The sequence below is a fragment of the Citrobacter sp. Cc139 genome (assembly GCF_030334645.1).
Taxonomy (GTDB): Bacteria; Pseudomonadota; Gammaproteobacteria; order Enterobacterales; family Enterobacteriaceae; genus Citrobacter; species Citrobacter werkmanii.
In genome coordinates this window covers 1-815 of the sequence record NZ_JAOWDM010000010.1, presented here as the reverse complement: position 1 = coordinate 815, position 815 = coordinate 1, and the positions used below count along the sequence as shown (strand labels likewise).

The following is an 815-nucleotide window of genomic DNA, read 5'->3' as shown; positions in this document are numbered from 1 at the left end:
AAGGTGGCGGCGGCATTCGGCAAACTGACGAACGATCCGACCTCTGGTCTGATTGCCATGGCGCAGCAGTTCCACAACGTTACCGCGGAACAGATTGCTTATGTGGCGCAACTGCAACGCGCCGGTGATGAAGCAGGGGCGCTGCAGGCAGCTAATGATGCGGCGACGAACGGTTTTCGTGAGCAGACAAAGAGCCTGCGCGACAATATGGGGTCGATTGAGACTGCTGCCGACAGCCTGAAGCGTGCCTTTAAATCGATGTGGGATGCGGCGCTCGATATCGGGCGGCCTGACACCACGCAGGAGATGGTGGCCAAAGCGGAAGCGGCCTTTAAGCGGGCGGATGAAATCTGGAATCTGCGTAAAGGTGATGGTTATGTCAATGATGATGCGCGCGCCAGCTACTGGAACGATCGGGAGTCTGCCCGCCTTGCACTGGAAATGGCGCAGCAGCAGGCCAGTGTGGCAAAGGCCACTGAGGATAACGCCGCCCGCGAGGCGGTGATTGAATCTGACCGCCAGAAGTATGCCGCGCAGGCACAGGCTGCATATTCAAAGACCGAATCAGCTTTGGATAAATTTACGGCAAAACAGAAAGAATATAATCAGGCCATCAAAGACGGACGTATCCTCCAGGCTGATTACAACATACTGATGGCAGCCGCTAAGAAGGAATACGACGACTCGCTGAAGAAGCCTAAAAAACCGTCAGCAGTGAAAACGCCAGCAGGCGTGAAAAGTGTCGATACTGCCAGCGCGCAGACGCTGGAGCTGGAGGCGCAGTTACGCACTCTGCAGGAGCATAAGAGCATCAC

Annotated in this window: 1 pseudogene; it reads left to right on the top strand. The window is 55.8% G+C overall.

Going from position 1 to position 815, the window contains the following annotated elements:
• Positions 1-815 (top strand): annotated as a pseudogene (locus tag OGV69_RS00080) (phage tail tape measure protein); the annotation flags it as partial.